The following is a 15,214-nucleotide window of genomic DNA, read 5'->3' as shown; positions in this document are numbered from 1 at the left end:
GGGCGGTGCGCGCGCGGAAACGGTCTGCCGTAGGGCTTCCCTTAAGAGCAGGCTTCATCTGAGCGAGGCTGTAAAGGCACCCGCTGACGGACCACCACCTTATTCAGTATGGTGTCGACCAACAGGGCCCGCCGCGCGCGGCCGGCTCGACGGGAGAACGCCATGACCATGAATCGCCGCTCGCTCATCGGCGCCGCAGGGCTCGCCCTGGCCGCACCGGGCCTCGAAGGCGCACAGGCCGCCGAGGCCGCGAAGCCGGCCGCCAAGGCGCCGCCGCCCGTCACGAAAATCCTGGCGCAGTGGATCCTGGCCTCGTCCTACGACACCCTGCCCGAAAACGTCCGCCGCGAGGGCGTGCGCAGCTTCCTCAACTGGGTCGGCGTGGCGATCGGCGGCTCGCACCACGAGACCGTGGACGTGGCGGTCTCGGCGCTGCAGCCGTTCTCGGGGCCGCCGCAGGCCGGTCTGTTCGGCCGGGCGGAGCGGTTCGACATCATGAACGCCGCCTTCCTCAGCGGCGTGGCGAGCCACATCTTCGACTTCGACGACACCCATCTCAAGACGATCATCCACCCGGCCGGCCCGGTCGCCTCGGCGATCCTGGCCTATGCCCAGATGAAGCCGGTCTCGGGAACGGACTTCCTCGACGCGCTGGTGGTCGGGATCGAGACCGAGTGCCGGATCGGCAACGCCGTCTACCCGAACCATTACGATGCCGGCTGGCACATCACCGGCACCTGCGGGCCGTTCGGCGCCGCGGCGGCCGTCGGCAAGCTGATGGGGCTCACCGAGCCGCAGATGGTTTACGCGCTGGGGCTCGCCGCCTCGCAGCCGGTGGGCCTGCGCGAATCGTTCGGCTCGATGAACAAGAGCTTCAACCCGGGCCGGGCGGCCTCGAACGGCCTGTTCGCGGCGATCCTGGCGGCCAAGGGGTTCACCTCGTCGGACGGCATGATCGAGGCCAAGCGCGGCTGGGCCAACACCATCTCGACCAAGCAGGACTGGTCCGAGATCACCGACGGGCTGGGCACCCGCTACGAGGCCCTGCTCAACACCTACAAGCCGTTCGCCTGCGGCATCGTCATGCACCCGACGATCGACGCCGGCGTGCAGATCCGCGACCAGGACCATGTCCGGCCCGACGACATCGCCCGGGTCGACCTCAAGGTGCACCCGCTGGTGCTGGAACTGACCGGCAAGACCGCGCCGAAGACCGGCCTGGAGGGCAAGTTCAGCATCTACCACGCCGCCGCGATCGCGCTGGTGGAGGGCGCGGGCGGCGAGAAGCAGTTCAGCGACCGGGCGGTGAACGACCCGCGCGTCGTGGCGCTGCGCCAGAAGGTGGTGCCGGTGATCACCCCGGGCATCGACGCCGCGCAGGTCGACATGACCGTGACGCTCACCGATGGGCGGAGCTTCCACCGCCGGATCGAGCACGCGATCGGCAGCGTCGAGACGCCGATGTCGGACGCGCAGCTCGAGGCGAAGTTCACCGACCTCGCCGCCGGCGTGCTGCCGGAGGCCCAGGCCAAGCGGGTGATGCGGATGTGCTGGTCGCTCCCGGAGCTCAAGGATGTCGGCGAGGTGGCCCGGGCCGGTTTGCAGGGGGCGTAAGACGGCAGCGGACCGACATTGACGCGTTCGTGCACTTCCTCTGGCGCGACGACTGGAACGCCCGGGCCGGCGCTCGACCCGCTTGAGCTGCTCGCAGCGGCCCGTGCGCTGGCATCGGGACCGCCGCCGGGCGATGCCGCGCTTAGACCGACACAAAATCTTCAGACGCAGTCGCTCGCGAGGCTCGACGCGCCCCCTCTCCCGCACGGGAGAGGGGACCTGCGCTTTATCCGGGCATGCCGTGACCGCGCCTGGCGCGCAATCTTCTGAGGGCCGCCGCCTACAGTTCCGACGCGCGGCCCCGACCACTGCATGAGTCCGACGCTCCGCCGCTGAAGCCCCTTCACGGATACGCGACCGGCGCGGGATCGTTTTCCGGCCCCGTGCCGTTCCCCTGCCGCGAGGCCCCGCGACCCCGGCGGGCGCCCGCCTGTGGCGTTCGGGGCGTGGATCGCAGCATGGGTACCAAAACCCCGGTCGGGGTGCAGCCTGGACAGGCGCTGGTTCCGCCGCGTCCGACCCGGGTCGCCGCGGCCGAGACCCCGCGGGCCACGATGGCGTCGCCGATCCTGGTCGGGGCCACCATCGTGGCGATCCTGTATTTCGGCCGCGAGATCTTCATCCCGATCGCGATCGCGCTGCTCCTGTCCTTCGTGCTGACACCGCTGGTGAGCCGTCTGCGACGCCTTCGGCTGCCGCGGCTGGTGGCGGTGGGCGTGAGCGTCCTGCTGACGCTCGGCATCGTGGGCGCCCTGGGGACCCTGATCGGCATCCAGGCGGCCGACCTCGTGGACGATATCCCGCGCTACCGGGCCACCATCGAGCGCAAGATCGAGGGACTGCGCACCTCGCCGGTGGGCCACATCACCGACTACGTCGCCAATATCGGCCGGGCGCTCCATACCGGCGGCCAGGAACAGGCCAAGGAGCCGGCCCAAGAAGCGCCCCAAGCCGCAGCCAAGCCGCCCGAGCCCGCACCCGGGCTGGACCCCGCCAAACCCGGACAGAAGCCCGTCGTGGTCGAGGTGGCCTCGACCCAGCCGGGGCCGCTGGAGATGCTCGGCACCCTGCTGTCGCCGGTCCTGCAGCCGCTGGCCACGGTGGGCATCGTGTTCGTGGTGCTGCTGTTCGTCCTGATGCAGCGCGAGGACCTGCGCGACCGGATGATCCGGCTCGCGGGGTCGAGCGACCTGCACCGCACCACCGGGGCGATCGACGATGCCGCGGGGCGCCTCAGCCGCTACTTCGTGGTGCAGCTCGCCCTCAACACCGCCTTCGGGGTCGTGATCGGGATCGGCCTCTACGTCATCGGCGTGCCGAACCCGGTACTTTGGGCGATTTTCTCCGGCCTGATGCGGTTCGTGCCGTATATCGGGGCGTTCCTGTCGGCGCTCCTGCCGATCGTCCTGGCCGCCGCGGTCGATCCCGGCTGGAACATGATGATCGCGGTGACGATCCTGTTCCTGATCCTGGAGCCGCTCACCGGCCAGGTGTTCGAGCCGATCGTCTACGGCCAGTCCACCGGGCTCTCGCCGTTCGCGGTGCTGGTCTCGGCCCTGTTCTGGACCTGGCTGTGGGGGCCCGTCGGCCTGCTTCTGTCGACGCCGCTCACCGTCTGCCTGGTGGTGCTGGGGCGCCATGTCGAGCACCTCGAATTCCTCGACGTGCTGTTCGGCGACCGGCCGGCGCTGACGCCGGTGCAGAACTTCTACCAGCGCATCCTGGCGGGCGATTCCGAGGAGGTGCTCGGCCATGCCGAGCTGATCCTGCAGCAATGCTCGCTGTCGTCCTATTACGACGAGGTCGTGCTCAAGGGCCTCGAACTCGCCGCCCGCGACGCCGCGCGCGGCGTGCTGACCGCCCAGCAGAAGGGCGCCATGCGCACCGCCCTGGGCGAGCTGATCGCCGACCTGTCCGGCCGCAGCGACGCAGGCACCGAGACGGCGGGCGAGGGGACCGAGCAAGCCTGCAGCCCCATGCCGATCGGCCCCGCGCCCGAGACCCTGCCGGAAGCCTGGAGCCGCCAGGGCGCGGTGCTGTGCGTCTCCGGCCGCGGTTTCCTCGACGAGGCTGCGGCCGCGATCCTGGCCCAGATCCTGGAGAAGCGCGGCATCGGCATCCGCACGGTGCCGTTCTCGGACGCGTCGTCGGCGCGGATCGGCCGGTTCGAGCCGGGCGCTGCCCGGATGGCCTGCGTGGTCTCGCTGGCCCTGACCGGCGAGCCGACGCATCTGCGCCGGCTGGTCGGGCGCCTGCAGGAGCGAATGCCGGGGGTGCCGGTCCTGCTCGGCCTGTGGCTCGCCCAGAACGGCCAGTCGGAGCGGGTGGCCCGGGCCAAGGTGGGCGCGACGGATGCCGCCGGGCAGGTCGCCTCCCTGCGCGAGGCGATCGAGGCGGTGCTGGCCGCGGTCCAGGCCGATATCGCCGCCGCCCCGGGGGCCGACCGAGCGGCGCGCGCGCCGGAACCGGCCGACGCATGAGCGGAGGGGGCTTGACGGCCGGGGGGCCGCCCCGGTTTCGTCGCGCACCAGCCGGATTACCGGACGGGTCGCGGGCAGAGCAGGGGACAGGGCCGATGAGCGTCGTCGAACTCGGGCGGTTCATGGACGAACTCGCGGACGCGTCCGGCCAGGCGATCCTGCCGTTCTTCCGCGCCCCGTTCGGCCTCGACGACAAGGCGCGGGGCGGCGCACCGTTCGATCCGGTCACCGAGGCGGACCGGGCCGCCGAGGTGGTGCTCCGGGCGATGATCGGGAAAACCTTTCCCGGCCACGGCATCCTGGGCGAGGAATTCGGCGCGGAGCGGCTGGACGCCGAATGCGTCTGGGTGCTCGACCCGATCGACGGCACGCGCGCCTTCATCGCCGGCCTGCCGACCTGGGGCACGCTGATCGGCCTCACCCGCACCGGCGTGCCGGTGCGCGGGCTGATGCATCAGCCCTATCTCGGCGAGCGCTTCACCGGCGACGGCCGCCACGCCCGCCTGCGCGGCCCGGCGGGCGAGCGCACCCTGCGCACCCGACGCTGCGCCGATCTCGGCCAGGCGATCCTGGCGACCACCGACCCGCGCCTGTTCGCCGACGGCGACGAGGCCGAGCGCTTCCGCGCCCTGGAGGGTCAGGTGCGGATGTCCCGCTACGGTGCCGATTGCTACGCCTATTGCATGCTGGCGGCCGGCCAGATCGACCTCGTGGTCGAGGCCGGCCTGAAGCCCTACGACATCGTCGCGCTGATCCCGATCGTCGAGGGCGCCGGCGGCCGGGTCACGGCCTGGGACGGCGGCTCGGCGGCCAACGGCGGCCGCATCGTGGCGGCGGGCGACCCGCGCCTGCACGAGGCGGCGCTGAAGGTGCTGAACCCGTGAGGGTGCGCGGGCTCACGGAGAATCGAGACGGCCGGAGCCCGCCCGCGTGCTGCTGAACGCCCTCGTCCTGCTGGCGAGCCTGACGCCCATCCTGGAAAACCGGGCCGCCGCGCTCCTGGCCGCGCCGCCGGCAGCAATCGCCCGGGCCGAGGCTGCGCCGCCGCGCTTCGATCCCGCCACCCGGTCGGTATCCAACTGGCACGAACAGGCCGGCGAATTCCTGCTGCCGCGGTCCCTGGCACTGACAGCGCAGCTCGCCGAGGACCCGCCCTACGTCGCCCGCTGCGTCCGGCTCAACAACGGCTGGTGCATCAAGTCCGCCCGCTGGTCGGGGGAGATCGGGGCCGATGCCGAGGGCCACACCGCCTTCGCCACGATGGCGGACGGGGCGGACGCCGCCGCGAGCCTGCTGCGCCGCTACTTTCGCGATTTCAACCGGCGCAACGCGCTCGCCATCGTACGCCGCTGGGCGCCGGCCGAGTGCCGGGTCGCCACGGCGGCCCGGGTGGGTCGGGGCGTCTCGACGCCCGCCGTGTCGGCGACCCTGGCACCCCGGGGGCTCGGCCGGACGCTGCGCGCCCGCTTCCTCGCCGCCCACCGACCCGGCGGCGTGCCGCGGGCGCGGGCCAGGGCCCTGCGGGTGCAGCCCTGGTCCCCGCTCGCCCGGATGGCGGGACGGCGGCCCGTCGCGCGTCCGGCCCCCGCCCGCGTGTCGCGCGTCGCGACGCTCCAGCCGGTGCCCGACATCGCCGCCGGGATCGCGGCCGAGCCCGGCCGGGCGACCATGGCCCGTGCCGCCGATCCCGCGGCGCTCCTCGATCGCAAGGTGCCGAGTCCGGACCGGATGGTCGCGGAATCGGCGCTGCTGCCGGCCATCGCCGCTGGGCTGCCCCTGCTCGACCTGCGCCTGCCGGCACCGCTCTGCATCGGCGACGAGGGCCGGATCCAGGCCTATGCCGCGCGGATCAGCGGCAGCGTCGGGCTGAAGCCCGGCGACGACCTCGACCTGTTCGGGCCGGACGGGGCGCCGCGGCCCAATCTGGCGCCGGTGATGCTGGCGATGTCGGCGGTGGAGCTCGGCACGCTCCGGGCCGGCCCGGACCTCGTCGAGGCCGCCATCGCCCGGCTGAAGCCCGCCCCGTAAAGTCCCGGTTTCAAAAGGTCTCGGACTCAGCCCTTTCAGGGTGTTGGGATGGGTCGCGTTCGGGACGTTTCGCCAACGGGTTCACACGTCTGCACGTGACGCCAACGCTTTGAAAAAGCTGGCGCTTTCCCCGCCTCCTTGCGGGGAGGGGTCAGGGGTGGGGGTGGTGCAGGATCGAGCCTAACGGTGCCTTCTGAACCACCCCCACCTCCAGCTCCTCCCCGCAAGGGGGAGGAGAGCGCGTCGCGTCTCGCCTGAATTGCTGCGCCAAACACCTTGAAAGCGCTGGGTCGAAAACCTTTTGCGGGTGCAGAGTGGAACCCTGCAAGTCTCAGGGGCTCCGCCCCCGAACCCCGCCAAAGGGCAAAGCCCTTTGGAAACCCCGAGCCGGCCAAGCCTTGCGGTTCGGCCCGAACCGCGCCACCTGTGCCCGGCCTGTTTCCCGAGACGACGAGCCCGCCCGTGCCCCTGACCGACCTTGCCGCACGCGCCGGCTCGGCCGTCAAAGCCTTCGCCGAAGCCTCGCACGACCTGCTGATCCAGCCGACCTTGCGGCTCGGGGTCACCGGGCTCGCGCGCTCGGGCAAGACCGTGTTCACGACGGCGCTGATCCACCACCTCGTGGAGGCGCACGCCCTGCCGGCCTTCGCCCCCGCGCAGGAGGGCCGCCTGCGCCGCGCCCGTCTGGTGCCGCAACCCGACGACGACGTGCCGCGCTTTCCCTTCGAGGAGCATTTCGCGACGCTGACCGAGGCCAGGCGCTGGCCGCGCTCCACCGACCGGATCAGCCAGTTCCGCCTGGAGATCGCCTACGAGCGCGCCGCCGGCTGGCGCAGCGGCCCCGCGACCCTGATGCTCGACGTGGTCGATTACCCGGGCGAATGGCTGCTCGACCTCGCGCTGATCGAGACCAGCTACACCGCCTGGTCGCGGGCCACGATCAACGGCACCCGCCGGCCGGGCCGGAGCGCGGTGGCGGCGCCGTGGCTCGAGGCGCTCAAGAGCTTCGATCCCAACGGCCCCCTCGACGAGGTCGCAGCCGAGCGGGCCAGCGACGCGTTCAAGGCCTATCTGGCGGCCCTGCGCGCCGGCCCGGAATCGGTCGCCACGACGCCGCCAGGGCGCTTCCTGATGCCCGGCGACCTCGCGGGCTCGCCGGCTTTGACCTTCGCGCCGCTGGACAATCTCACCGGCAGCATCGCCCCCGACAGCCTCGCCGGGCTGATGGAGCGGCGCTTCGAGGCCTACAAGGCCAAGGTCGTCACGCCGTTCTTCCGCGACCATTTCCAGCGGGTCGATCGGCAGCTCGTGCTGGTGGACGTGCTCGCCGCCGTCGATGCCGGGGCCACCGCCCTGGCCGAGCTGGAGGAGGCGCTGGACGCGGTGCTGCTCAGCCTCAACATCGGCCGCAACACGGTGCTGTCGAAGCTGTTCGCGCCCCGGGCCGACCGGGTGCTGTTCGCCGCCACCAAGGCCGACCATCTCCACCAGACCAGCCACGACCGGCTCGACGCGCTGTTGCGCCTGCTCGTCTCCCGCTCGATGCGCCGGACCGAGGCCGCAGGCGCCCGGGTCGGCACCGTGGCGCTCGCGTCCGTGCGCGCCACCCGCGAGACCACGGTCCATGACGGCCCCGAGATTTTACGCGCGGTCGCCGGGACGCCGGAGGCCGGCGAGACGGTGGGCGACGAGGTGTTCGACGGCAACAGCGAGGCCGCGGTGTTCCCGGGCGAGCTGCCGGCCCGTGCGGAAGCCGTGCTGGAGGGCGCCGTCGCCCCGGGCTCGCTCCGCTTCCCCCGCTTCCGCCCGCCGCTGATCCGCCCGGACGGCCTCGGCCGCCCCGGCCACCTGCCGCAGATCCGCCTCGACCGGGCGATGCAGTTTCTGATCGGCGACAGGCTCGGGTGAAGGGAGATGGTGCCTGCTGGCGCTGGCCGTGAGGCTCACACAACGCGTTCCGGTTCCTCCGAGGCTCGGCGAGACGCCCGGTCCGGACATCGCGCGTGCCATCCCTCCCCCCTCTGCGGGGGAGGGACGTGCGCGTGCATTCGACCGCGGCCCTCATTTGTCGCCTGACACGCCAACAGCCGTGAGGGCAAAACCGAAAACACCTCTCTGGAGGCCGTAAGCCATGTCCTCAGGCCAGAAACCCCGCGCCTTCCGGATCAATCCCGAGCCGCCGCCGGGTCCCGGCGTGACCACGACGCCGCTCGCGGCCCGGCCGGAGCAGGCCCGGATCGTCGAGGAGCCGTTCGAGATCGTCGATGCGGCCGACGGCGTCGCGGTGCCGGTGGCGCCGCGCCGGCGCTCGCCCTGGGGGGCGCTGTTCCTGTCGGCGGCCGGGGGGCTGGTCTCGCTGGGGATCGGGCTGTCGGTCGAGCGGATGATCGCCGACCTGTTCCAGGCCGCGCCCTGGCTCGGCTGGGTGGCGCTCGCCCTGCTGGGTCTCGCCGGGCTGGCGCTCCTGGCGATCGTCGTCCGGGAGCTGGCCGGGCTGCGGCGGGAGCGGAAGATCGAGCGGCTGCGGCAATCGGCGGTCGATGCGCTCGCCACCCGCGACCATACCGGCGCGCAGGCGGTGGTGCAGGCGCTCTCGGCCTTCTACGCCGACCGCGAGGTCCTGGCCCCGGGCCGCGCCCGGATCGACGCGGCGGCCGACGCGATCCTCGACGTGGACGACCGGATCGGGCTGGCCGAGCACGAGCTGCTGGCCGGCCTCGACCGGCAGGCACGCAACGCCATCGCGACCGCCGCCAAGCAGGTTTCGGCGGTCACGGCGCTCAGCCCGCGGGCGATCGTCGACGTGGCGTTCGTAGTGTTCGCCGCCGTCCGGCTGCTACGCCGGATCGCCGCCATCTACGGCGGCCGCCCGGGCTTCCTGGGCTTCCTGCGGCTGGCGCGGGCCGCTGTGGCGCATCTCACCATCACCGGCGGGATGGCGGTGGGCGAGAGCGTGATGCAGCAGGTGCTGGGGCTTGGGATCGCCGCCCGGGTCTCGGCCAAGCTGGGCGAGGGCGTGCTCAACGGGCTGATGACCGCCCGATTCGGGCTGGCCGCGCTCAATGTCTGCCGGCCGCTGCCCTTCGTGCGCGAAGCCCCGCCGCGCCTCGCCGACGTGGCGGGCGAGCTGCTGCGCGCGGCAGAGCCCGAATCAAAATAGGCCGGACCGGCTATTTGGCGGCGGCCGTGGCGGCGCGGCGATTGGCGATGCGTGTGAACATGTTGCCGGTGTAGTCGGCGACCTTGGGCTTCTCGACCTCGCCGACCTTCGCCTCGAAGGCCTCGATGCGCTTCAGGAGCGCGACGTCGTTGAACAGCGAGCTGTTGAAGTTGATGTGGGCCCGGGGGCCGAGGGCGGCCTGGACCGCGTCGAGTCGTTCCAGAAGCTCTTTACGCGTCACGGTGCTCTCCAGGGGCGCCTTCGGGGCGAAGGTCCGCCCAAGCCGACACTGGAGGCCGCGAGGGTAAACGACGCGTTAACGGAACACCGGTGCCGGAAGGCCGAACGCCGCCGCAACCTCATCGTCGCTGGCGAAATCACCGGCCTCGGCCTCCCGCAGGGCGGCCTCAATCTCGGCGCGCTGCCAGGCGTCAACGGCGTCGGTGAGTGGGTCTGCCGGTGCCGCGACGGGGACGGCGCGAGAATCCGGGCCGAGCTGCGACAACGGACGGGCGGTGCGATCCGGGGAGACCATATCGGCAGCGTAAGCGCGCGCCCGCCCCTGTGCAATTCCCGACGCGGTCCGTCCTACAGCCCCTTCATGAACCCGGCGAGCCGCATCAGCCCCTCGGGCCACGGCCCGTGGCCGCTGGCGACGTTGATGTGGCCCGATTCACCGGCATCGACCGTCAGAGAGCCCCAGCTATGGGCGAAATCGTCGGCCCGGTCGTAGGTGCAATACGGATCGGTGCGGCTGGCGACGAGGAGCGAAGGGAAGGGCAGGGGGTCCCGGGGCATCGGTGCGAAGGCGCGCACCGCTTCGGGCAGGTCGGGTGCCTCCTCGACATCCGGGCAGGCCACGAACAGGGCGCCGCGCACCACACCCGGGGCGAAGCGCGGCGCCGCCGCGACGCAGGCGACGACGCCGAGGCTGTGGGCGATCAGGATCACCGGCCGGGTCGCGGCCGCCACCGCCTCGGCGATCCGCGCGCACCAGGCCTCGGGGGTCGGCGCGTGCCAGTCGTCCTGGGCGACCACCTGCGCGGTGGCGAGGCGCCCGGCCCAGCGGGCCTGCCAGTGGTCCTCGTCCGAGCCTCCGAGCCCCGGGACGATGAGGATGTCGCAATCGGCGGTCTTCATGCCGGCTGCCTAGCGCATGACGCGGAAAAGTGGAATCCGGTTTTCCGAAATCATCATGCGCGAACAAGGCGCTAGCGCAGCCGTCCGCGGAAGGCGTCGAGACTACCCGTCACTCGGCGGCGATCGGGGCCGCCCGGGCCGGATCGGTGATGTGCCGGGCGATCTGAGTCGAGGCGTGGTTCTTGGCCTTCGCCTCGATCTCGAAATCGGCCCAGACCATGTGGCGGGCGACGAGGTCGTTCACGGCCCGGTTCCACATCATGTCGGAATGGGCGGCGAGGTCCCGGACCGCGTGGCCGGCGGCGCGCAGCGCCGGGAAGTCGGGCAGGGCATCCGGGTCGCATTCGCCCGCGACCGCCTCGCGCGAGACGCTGATATGCGCCACCGGCCGCACCCCGCGCCAGGACGCCCGCACCTGCGCGATGCGGGGATCGTCGGGCTCGATGTATTCGCCGCCGCTCTGGACCCAGTGATGGTGCAGGTCGAGCACCACCGGCACGCGGTCGGCGAGCTGGAGCACCGCCTCGACCCCAAAAACGTTCTCGTCGTTCTCAACGGTGACGAGGTCGCGCGCCACCTGGCTCGCCCGGGGCAGGGTCTCGCGGAACCCCGCCACCCCCGGGTCGCCGGCGCCGACATGGATGTTGATGTGGGCGCCGTGCGGATGCCAGCCGCCGCCGTAGCCCATCCGGTCGAAGATCTCGGCGTGGTAATCGAGCTCGGACAGGCCGTTGGCGATGGCCGCCGGGTTGCGGCTCGCCAGCAGGCAGAACGGGCCCGGGTGGAAGCTCAGGCGCACGCCGAGCCGGCGGGCCAGCGCCCCGGCCTCCGCCAGCCCGCGCTCGACCAGGGCCGCCACCTCGGGTTCGGCGTAGATGTCGCGCGCGATGGCGTGGGTGTAGCCGGGCAGGACGTTGCTCGCCATGCGCAGCAGGCGCTCGATCGGCGGCCGGGCTCCGACCCAGGCGATCTGCCGGGCCAACGCGTCGAGGTTGTGCGCGACGAGACCGGCGAGCTTCGCCCGCCTGGCGACGGGGTCCAGCTTGGCGAGATGCGCCATGGTCACGCTGGTCAGGTTCATGTGGAGCGTCGCCTCGCGCTCCGCCTTGAGGGTGGCGTAGGTGCCGGGCGGCTCGTCCAGGACGAACTTGCAGCAGAATCCGAGGCGGGGCTGATCGCGCATAGGATGCACAACGCGCGTCGGCGCCGCGCGTGCCCGAAATCGGGCGCGGAACGGCCGCGCTTCGGCGACGTTTGAGCCTTCGAGCGCGGCAGTTCCGCGCGGACGGCCCTCTCGTACCATCATGCCCGCGTCGCCCCCCCGCCCGAGTTCCCAACCGGATGCCGGCTCGATCCTCTGGATCCTGATGCTCGGCTCGGCCCTGGTGGCGCTCGCCGCGACGCCGGCCCGTCGGCGTGCGCCGGACCTGCCCGAGCTTTTGGAGCCGACAGCAGATCAGGACGAAGCCGACCCCGCGCGCAAAAAGGCCGTCAATGCCGGCGCGCGCTCGATCGCGGGCCGTGCCGCGCAGCTGACGGCAGCGACGCAGTCCGAGCGCGGCCGCGCCGCCGACAGTCCCGCCGAGATGACCCGGGCCGGCTGGAAGGACATCGCGGTTCGGGTCTACCTGGAATTCAACAAGGACCGGGTGCTGGCGGTGGCCGCCGGGGTGACCTTCTACACCCTGCTGTCGCTGTTCCCGGCCATCGCCGCGCTGGTGAGCTGCTACGGCCTGTTCGCCGACGTCAACGCGATCAACGAGCACCTCGCGCAGCTGCACGCGGTGCTGCCGGCGGGGGCGGTCGAGCTGATCGGCGACCAGATCAAGCGCATCGCCGCCAAGGGCAGCAGCTCGCTCAGCGTCACCTTCTTCACCAGCCTGCTGCTGTCGCTGTGGAGCGCCAACGCCGCCATGAAGGCGATGTTCGACGCGCTGAACGTCGTCTACGAGGAGGAGGAGAAGCGCAACTTCTTCTGGCTCAACATCCGCTCGCTGACCTTCACGGTCGGCGCCCTGATGTTCATCATCATCGCGCTCAACGCGATCGTGGTGGTGCCGGTGGTGCTGAACTTCCTCGGCCTCGGCTCGGGCGCGTGGCTGCTCGCGGCCCTGCGCTGGCCGGCGGTGCTGGTGGTGCTGCTCGCCGGGCTCTCGGTGCTGTACCGGTTCGGCCCGAGCCGGGAACACGCCCGCTGGCGCTGGGTCGGATTCGGCAGCCTCGTGGCGGGGCTGCTCTGGCTGATCGCGTCCCTGTTGTTCTCCTGGTACGTGGCGAGCTTCGGCACCTACAACGAGACCTACGGTTCGCTCGGCGCCGTGATCGGCTTCATGACCTGGATCTGGATCTCGTCGACCATCGTGCTGCTCGGCGGCGAGATCAACGCCGAGCTGGAACACCAGACCGCCCGCGACACCACCACGGGCGCGCCCCTGCCGATGGGCCATCGCCGGGCCCGAATGGCCGACACCGTCGGGGCGGCGGCGTAGCGGCACAGCCGCTGAACCGTGAGCGACAGGATGCCGCCGGTGCAGCCGTTTTCCGGCCTGCGGGACTGCCGGGTCTCGCGCGCGATGCCTATATCTCTCATCGAAAAGGGAGATGTTCATGGCTGACAGCGCGACCACCAACCCCGATACCCGCAGCGACGCCGAGTGGCGCGCCACGCTCACGCCCGAGCAGTACCGGGTGCTGCGCGAGCACGGCACCGAGCGCGCCGGCACGAGCTGCCTGCTCGCCGAGAAGCGGCCGGGCACCTTCACCTGCGTCGGCTGCGGCCAGCCGCTGTTCGAGCAGGGCACCAAGTTCGAATCCGGCACCGGCTGGCCGAGCTTCTTCGAGCCCCTCGAAGGCGCCGTCGAGACCACCGTCGACCGCAGCCACTGGATGGTCCGGACCGAGGTCCATTGTTCCCGCTGCAACGGCCATCTCGGCCACGTCTTCGACGACGGCCCCGCCCCCACGGGCCTGCGCTATTGCATGAACGGCGCCGCGATGACCTTCGAACCCGCAGCGTGAGGCTGCCCGGATCCGGGTTAACGCCGGTTGAAAAATTCGGCTCGAAAGACGGGATATCGGGGACAGGCGCGGTTTTCAGCGAATCGCGCCCGTGCTCCGGTCTTGATTTCGTCGTGTTTTTGCTTAGCGCTTAACGGTCTCAGTGTGTCGCCGTCCGGTATTGGCGATGGATGCGGTATGTACGACTCAATACGGCACTGCGGTCGAGCTTATACGCCGCCTGGGCCGGATCGACTTACCGGTTCCATCCAGGCCGGCATCTCTGAGGGCAGTCCGCCGGATCGGCGCACCGCCGACGAAGCGGGAGGGGTTTTGAGTTCATGAGCACCATTCGCCGATTCCTGGTCGCGCCATCCCTGGTCCGCCTGATCCGCAAGGAGCGGGGCGGCGCCCGGATCACCGAGGGCCATTTCGCCGCGCAGGGGGGCCGCAGCTCCTACGTGCGGGTCGACGGCCAGGTCTGCCAGCTGGTGCTGGTGAACAAGGGGCCGGACGGCATCCCGGCCGAGGAGCGGACCGACGTGCCGCGCGCCCACGGCGACGCGCTGCTCGACGTCTGCCCCGGCAAGGCCGCCTACGACCGCACGGCCGTCACCATCGGCGGCCGCGAGGTCACGATCGACCGCTACGTCACCCCCGGCAATCTCGACCTGATCAGCGTCGTCTTCGACAACGACGGCGACGCGGCCGGCTTCCAGGCTCCGAACTGGTTCGGCCGCGAGGTCAGCAGCGAGCCGGCCTTCGAGCGCCAGGCGCTGGCCATCCAGGGCGTGCCGGCCGCCGAGGAGGTGCCGCTGAGCAACGCGGCGCTCGACGCGGTCCTCGACCTGATCGAGCCGCGCTTCGGCTTCGGCCGCTACGGCAGCAGCGCCCGCGCGAGCGAGCCGTCCGATGACGGCGCGATGAGCGCCATGCGCCGGATCGTGACCCCGGCCGCCGCGGCAGCCCCGGTCGCCGCACCGGCACCGGTCATCCCTGAGGCCGTCGAGCCGCCCCCGGTCGCGCCGGTCGCCGAGGCTCCCCCGGAGCCCGAGCACCATCCCGAGCCGGAGCCGGCTCCCGCTCCGGAGCTTGTTCATCACGCGGCGCCGGTGGCGCAGGAGCCGAGCCCGCCCCAGCCCGCCGCCCATGAGAGCATTCACAGCGACGCCCGCATCGACGACGTGATCGAGAGCCTGTCCCAGGCGCTCGGCGCGGCGATCCACCAGCATCCGGAACCCGCCGCCGAGCCCAAGGACGGGAAGGCCGACGAGTCGGCCGGCGTGTTCGAGCGCTGGACCGTGCGGCCCCGCCGGACGCAGCAGCAGACCTGATCGGCCGAGCCATCGAGAAGGCCGCGGGGGCAGGGCGCCGCCGCGGCCTTTTTTGTGCGCGCTTCGGGGCCGTGATGAGGTTTTCAGGTGAAGGGCTGGCAGCGGCCCTTGCCGTCATTGCGAGCGCAGGGAAGCAACCCAGCGCCGCGCGCGCTCACGGAATGAGGTGGATCCCTGGGTCGCTTCGCTACGCTCGCGATGACGGAGCAAGCGAAACACGCGACCCCGTCCTTGACAATGTTCCTATTTTGTGCTCATTAGCCGTCACCTGTCCTCCGGTGCTTCGTGAGCAATCCCGCGGCGCTCCTCGGGGGTCCGTCCGGTGGCTGACCGGCGGGTTCGGAGAGCAGGGCGATGCCCGCGTCGGTGGCTCTCAGCCGCGATCGCCCCGGGCGGCGAACCGATGCGGGGCGTGTCTCGGTGACGGGCGTGAGATCGGGCGGCAGTTTGCCCGGCGGGGT

At 71.7% G+C, this 15,214-nt stretch carries 13 protein-coding genes; 9 read left to right on the top strand and 4 right to left on the bottom strand.

The window, feature by feature from the left end; translation table 11 throughout:
- The first annotated feature begins 162 nt into the window (after positions 1-162).
- The 6 genes from MKL09_RS14550 to MKL09_RS14525 all read left to right on the top strand — a co-directional run bounded on the left by MKL09_RS14550 (position 163) and on the right by MKL09_RS14525 (position 9,282).
- The gene (locus tag MKL09_RS14550; protein ID WP_244021108.1) at positions 163-1,614 is read left to right on the top strand and encodes an MmgE/PrpD family protein; all 1,452 of its coding nucleotides are present in this window, start codon (positions 163-165) and stop codon (positions 1,612-1,614) included.
- A gap of 458 nt (positions 1,615-2,072) precedes the next feature.
- Positions 2,073-4,094, top strand: a complete 2,022-nt coding sequence (locus MKL09_RS14545) for an AI-2E family transporter (protein ID WP_244021106.1) — start codon at positions 2,073-2,075, stop codon at positions 4,092-4,094.
- Positions 4,095-4,189: 95 nt separating this feature from the next.
- Positions 4,190-4,978: a histidinol-phosphatase gene (gene hisN, locus MKL09_RS14540; RefSeq protein WP_244021105.1), complete on the top strand. Its 789-nt coding sequence runs from the start codon at positions 4,190-4,192 to the stop codon at positions 4,976-4,978.
- A 46-nt stretch (positions 4,979-5,024) separates the two neighbouring features.
- Positions 5,025-6,122, top strand: coding sequence for a hypothetical protein (locus tag MKL09_RS14535; RefSeq protein WP_244021103.1), 1,098 nt, complete (start codon positions 5,025-5,027; stop codon positions 6,120-6,122).
- Between the two features lie 462 nt (positions 6,123-6,584).
- Positions 6,585-8,030, top strand: coding sequence for a YcjX family protein (locus tag MKL09_RS14530; protein ID WP_244021101.1), 1,446 nt, complete (start codon positions 6,585-6,587; stop codon positions 8,028-8,030).
- Positions 8,031-8,253: 223 nt separating this feature from the next.
- Entirely contained in the window at positions 8,254-9,282 is a 1,029-nt protein-coding gene (locus MKL09_RS14525) for a YcjF family protein (protein WP_244021099.1), read from the top strand.
- A gap of 10 nt (positions 9,283-9,292) precedes the next feature.
- Here the strand turns inward: MKL09_RS14525 and MKL09_RS14520 are convergent, their stop codons facing one another.
- The 4 genes from MKL09_RS14520 to MKL09_RS14505 form a co-directional block, all read right to left on the bottom strand.
- Positions 9,293-9,523, bottom strand: coding sequence for a hypothetical protein (locus MKL09_RS14520; RefSeq protein WP_058194309.1), 231 nt, complete (start codon positions 9,521-9,523; stop codon positions 9,293-9,295).
- A 75-nt stretch (positions 9,524-9,598) separates the two neighbouring features.
- Positions 9,599-9,787, bottom strand: coding sequence for a hypothetical protein (locus tag MKL09_RS14515; RefSeq protein WP_244021097.1), 189 nt, complete (start codon positions 9,785-9,787; stop codon positions 9,599-9,601).
- Positions 9,788-9,870: 83 nt separating this feature from the next.
- Positions 9,871-10,422 carry an RBBP9/YdeN family alpha/beta hydrolase gene (locus MKL09_RS14510; RefSeq protein ID WP_244021095.1) on the bottom strand — a complete coding sequence of 184 codons (552 nt, stop codon included), beginning with the start codon at positions 10,420-10,422 and terminating at the stop codon, positions 9,871-9,873.
- A 109-nt stretch (positions 10,423-10,531) separates the two neighbouring features.
- Positions 10,532-11,605: a UV damage endonuclease UvsE gene (locus MKL09_RS14505; protein ID WP_244021093.1), complete on the bottom strand. Its 1,074-nt coding sequence runs from the start codon at positions 11,603-11,605 to the stop codon at positions 10,532-10,534.
- A gap of 121 nt (positions 11,606-11,726) precedes the next feature.
- On the opposite strand from MKL09_RS14505, the gene MKL09_RS14500 reads away from it, so the two are divergent.
- From MKL09_RS14500 to MKL09_RS14490, 3 genes are all read left to right on the top strand, one after another.
- Positions 11,727-12,911, top strand: coding sequence for a YihY/virulence factor BrkB family protein (locus tag MKL09_RS14500; protein ID WP_244021091.1), 1,185 nt, complete (start codon positions 11,727-11,729; stop codon positions 12,909-12,911).
- A gap of 118 nt (positions 12,912-13,029) precedes the next feature.
- Positions 13,030-13,440, top strand: a complete 411-nt coding sequence (gene msrB, locus MKL09_RS14495; protein ID WP_244021089.1) for a peptide-methionine (R)-S-oxide reductase MsrB — start codon at positions 13,030-13,032, stop codon at positions 13,438-13,440.
- 320 nt (positions 13,441-13,760) lie between these two features.
- Positions 13,761-14,753: a hypothetical protein gene (locus MKL09_RS14490; protein WP_244021087.1), complete on the top strand. Its 993-nt coding sequence runs from the start codon at positions 13,761-13,763 to the stop codon at positions 14,751-14,753.
- Positions 14,754-15,214 lie beyond the last annotated feature (461 nt).

The sequence above is a fragment of the Methylobacterium sp. J-048 genome (assembly GCF_022829515.1).
Classification (GTDB): domain Bacteria; phylum Pseudomonadota; class Alphaproteobacteria; order Rhizobiales; family Beijerinckiaceae; genus Methylobacterium.
This window is presented reverse-complemented; position numbering and strand designations above follow the sequence as displayed.

Bases quoted from the DNA above. Each gene is read 5' to 3' on its own strand.
- MKL09_RS14525 (WP_244021099.1), top strand. From the start codon at position 8,254: ATGTCCTCAGGCCAGAAACCCCGCGCCTTCCGGATCAATCCCGAGCCG.
- MKL09_RS14500 (WP_244021091.1), top strand. From the start codon at position 11,727: ATGCCCGCGTCGCCCCCCCGCCCGAGTTCCCAACCGGATGCCGGCTCG.
- MKL09_RS14550 (WP_244021108.1), top strand. From the start codon at position 163: ATGACCATGAATCGCCGCTCGCTCATCGGCGCCGCAGGGCTCGCCCTG.
- msrB (WP_244021089.1), top strand. From the start codon at position 13,030: ATGGCTGACAGCGCGACCACCAACCCCGATACCCGCAGCGACGCCGAG.
- MKL09_RS14505 (WP_244021093.1), bottom strand. From the start codon at position 11,605: ATGCGCGATCAGCCCCGCCTCGGATTCTGCTGCAAGTTCGTCCTGGAC.
- hisN (WP_244021105.1), top strand. From the start codon at position 4,190: ATGAGCGTCGTCGAACTCGGGCGGTTCATGGACGAACTCGCGGACGCG.
- MKL09_RS14545 (WP_244021106.1), top strand. From the start codon at position 2,073: ATGGGTACCAAAACCCCGGTCGGGGTGCAGCCTGGACAGGCGCTGGTT.
- MKL09_RS14490 (WP_244021087.1), top strand. From the start codon at position 13,761: ATGAGCACCATTCGCCGATTCCTGGTCGCGCCATCCCTGGTCCGCCTG.
- MKL09_RS14510 (WP_244021095.1), bottom strand. From the start codon at position 10,422: ATGAAGACCGCCGATTGCGACATCCTCATCGTCCCGGGGCTCGGAGGC.